General features: G+C 77.4%; 1 protein-coding gene. It reads right to left on the reverse strand.

What is annotated here, in order from left to right; genetic code table 11:
• Nucleotides 1–3,204 (reverse strand): condensation domain-containing protein (locus ACWDCZ_RS39760; RefSeq protein ID WP_449818515.1); only part of this gene is annotated, 3,204 nt, incomplete at both ends.

Here is a 3,204-nt window from a genome sequence, read left to right on the forward strand (position 1 = left end):
GTGAGGCCGGGGCGGCCGAGGTAGCCGCGGGCGAGGCCGGGGCCGGCCAGGTAGAGCTCCCCGGTGACGCCGGGCGGCACCGGCCGCAGGGCGGTGTCCAGGACGTACGCGCGGGTGGCGCCGCTGGGGCGGCCGATCGCGGGGCTGCCGCTGCCGGGGGCGAGCGGGCCGGTCCAGGTGGCGACGACGGTGGCCTCGGTGGGGCCGTAGGAGTTGACCATGCGCCGGCCGGGGGCCCAGGTGTCGACCAGGTCGGCCGGGCAGGCCTCGGCGCCGACGACCAGGGTGCGCAGTCCGGTCAGGGCCGCGGCGGTCTCGGGTTCCAGGGTGGCCAGGGCGGCCGGGGGGATCAGGGTGTGGCTGATCCGGCGGGCGGTCAGCGCCTCGGCGAGTCGTTCGCCGACCAGCGGCCCCTCCTCGCCGGTGACGAGGGCGGCGCCGGAGAGCAGCGAGATGCACAGTTCCAGGACGGAGGCGTCGAAGCTGGGCGAGGCGAACTGGAGCACCCGGTCGCCGGGGCCGACGGCGTACTGCTCGGCGGCGGCGGCCGCGAAGACGGCGAGGCCTCGGTGGGTGACCAGGACGCCCTTGGGCGTTCCGGTGGAGCCGGAGGTGTAGACGGCGTAGGCGGGGTGGGCGGGGGTGAGGGCGCTGGTGCGGTCGGCGTCGGTGGGCGCGGTGTCCGGGCCCTCGGCGGACCAGACCTGCGCCGGGTCGTCGAGCAGCAGGTGGGCGGCGGCGTCGCGGACCATGAACTCCCGCCGGGGCGCCGGGTAGTCCGGGTCGACGGGGAGGAAGGCGCCGCCGGCCTTGGCGACGGCGAGCTGGGCGACCACCATGGCCGCCGAGCGGGGCAGGGCGAGGGCGACCAGCCGCTCGGGGCCGACGCCGCGCCGGATGAGCTGGTGGGCCAGCCGGTTGGCGGCCCGGTCGAGGTCGGCGTAGCTCAGCTCCCGTTCGCCGTCGAGCAGGGCCGGTGCCCCGGGGGTGGCGGCGGCCCGGCGCTCGAACAGCTCGGGCAGGGTCGCCTCCGCCACCGGCCGGAAGCCGCCGTGCGGCTCGGCGGGCGACTCCTCCGGGCCGGCCAGCGGCAGCGCGCCGACGGCGCGGGACGGGTCCTCGGCGACGGCGGTGAGCAGGGTGGCGAGCTGGCCGGCCATCCGCTCGACGGTGGCCGGGTCGAACAGGTCGGTGTCGTAGGTGAACAGGCCGTGCAGGGCGCCGCTCGCGGTCTCGACGAACTCCAGCACCAGCTCGAAGGGCGTCCGTACGGCGTCGGGCTCGATGCCGGTCACGTCGAGGCCCGGGAGGTCGGGTTCGGCGGACGGCGCGTTCTGGAGCACCACGTGGACCTGGAACAGCGGGCTGCGGCTGGTGTCGCGCACCGGCTGGACTTCGTCGACCACCTTCTCGAAGGGCACGTCCTGGTGGGCGAAGGCGTCGAGGACGGTCTGCCACACCTCGCCGAGGAGGGCGTCGAAGGGCTGTCCGGGCTCGACCCGGGAGCGCAGCACCAGGGTGTTGACGAAGAACCCGACGAGCCGCTGGACCTCGGGCCGGTGCCGGCCGGAGGTGATGGTGCCGACGGTGATGTCGGTGTCCCCGCAGAGCCGGGCCAGGTAGGCCTGGGCGGCGGCGACCAGGGTGGTGAACAGGGTGGCGCCGCGCCGCCGGCCGACCTCGGCCAGCCGGCGGGCGGTGTCGGCGGGCAGTTCCAGTCGGACGGTGGCGGCGTTGGCGGCGTTGGCGGTGCGCACCGCGGGCCGGGGTCGGTCGGTGGGCAGCTGCGGCGGGACCACGCCGGTCAGTTGGCCCTTCCAGTAGGCGAGCTGCTCCCCGGTGGGCGCCCCGGCGGTGCGCTGCCAGTGGGCGTAGTCGGCGTACTGCACCGGCAGGGGCGCCAACTCGGCTTCGGTGGAGCCGAGTTCGGCGCGGTAGAGGTGGGCCAGGTCGGTGAGCAGCACGCCGGTGGACCAGCCGTCGGTGACCATGTGGTGCAGGGTCAGCGCCAACACGTGCTCGCGGTCGGCCAGCCGGGCCAGGGTGGCGCGCAGCAGTGGTCCGCGGCGCAGGTCGAAGGGGCGGGCGCGGTCGGCGGCGAGCAGGTCGCGCAGGGCCCGTGGCCGTTCGTCGGCGGGCCGCCCGGAGAGGTCGTGCAGCGGCAGCGGTACGGCGTGCGGCGGGTGGACGAGTTGGACGCCGTGGCCGTCCACGCTGTCGAAGGTGGTGCGCAGCGACTCGTGCCGGGCCGTCAGGGCGTCCAGGGCCGCGCCGAGGGCGCCGGTGTCGAGGGTGCCGCGCAGCCGCAGCGCGAGCGCGACGTTCTCGGAGACGCCGGGCGTGAACTCCTCCAGGAACCAGAGGCGCTGCTGGGCGTGGGACATCGGGGCGGCGCCCGTGCGGGGCACCGGGACGACGGGCGGGCGGGCCGGGGCGGCGGGCTCCTCGGTGAGCAGCCGGGCCAGGTCGGCCGGGGTGGGGTGGTCGAAGACGGCGCGCGGGCCGAGCTCGGTGCCGAAGGCCTCGGTGAGACGGGCGGCGAGCCGGATGCTGAGGATGGAGTCGCCGCCGAGGTCGAAGAAGCCCTCGTCGGTGCCGGGCGGGCGGATGCCGAGGACCTCGGCGAAGAGCTCGGTGGTGCGGCGTTCGGCCGCGGTGCGCGGTTCGACCCGCTCGCGGCGCCCGCCGGGCCGCTCCTCGGGGGCCGGGAGGGCGGCGCGGTCGACCTTGCCGTTGCGGCTGAGCGGGAGGGCGTCGAGCGGGACGAAGGCGGCCGGGACGAGGTAGTCGGGCAGGGCGCGGGCGGCGAAGTCCCGCAGTTCGCCGGGGTCGGGGGCGCCGTCGGTGCCGACGGTGTAGGCGACCAGCCGGCGGGCGCCGGGCCGGTCCTCGCGGACGACCACGGCGACGTCGGCGACCAGCGGGTGGGCGGCGAGGGCGGCCTCCACCTCGGCGGGCTCGACCCGGAAGCCGCGGATCTTCACCTGGTCGTCCGCGCGGCCGAGGAACTCCACGGTGCCGTCGGGGCGGCGCCGGGCGAGGTCCCCGGTGCGGTACATCCGGGCACCGGGCGGGCCGGAGGGGTCGGCGAGGAAGCGGGCGGCGGTCGCGCCGGGGCGGCCCAGGTAGCCGCGGGCCAGGCCCTCGCCGGCCAGGTAGAGCTCGCCTGCGCAGCCCGGCGGGACGGGCCGCAGCCGGGCGTCC

This window comes from Kitasatospora sp. NPDC001225 (assembly GCF_053597855.1).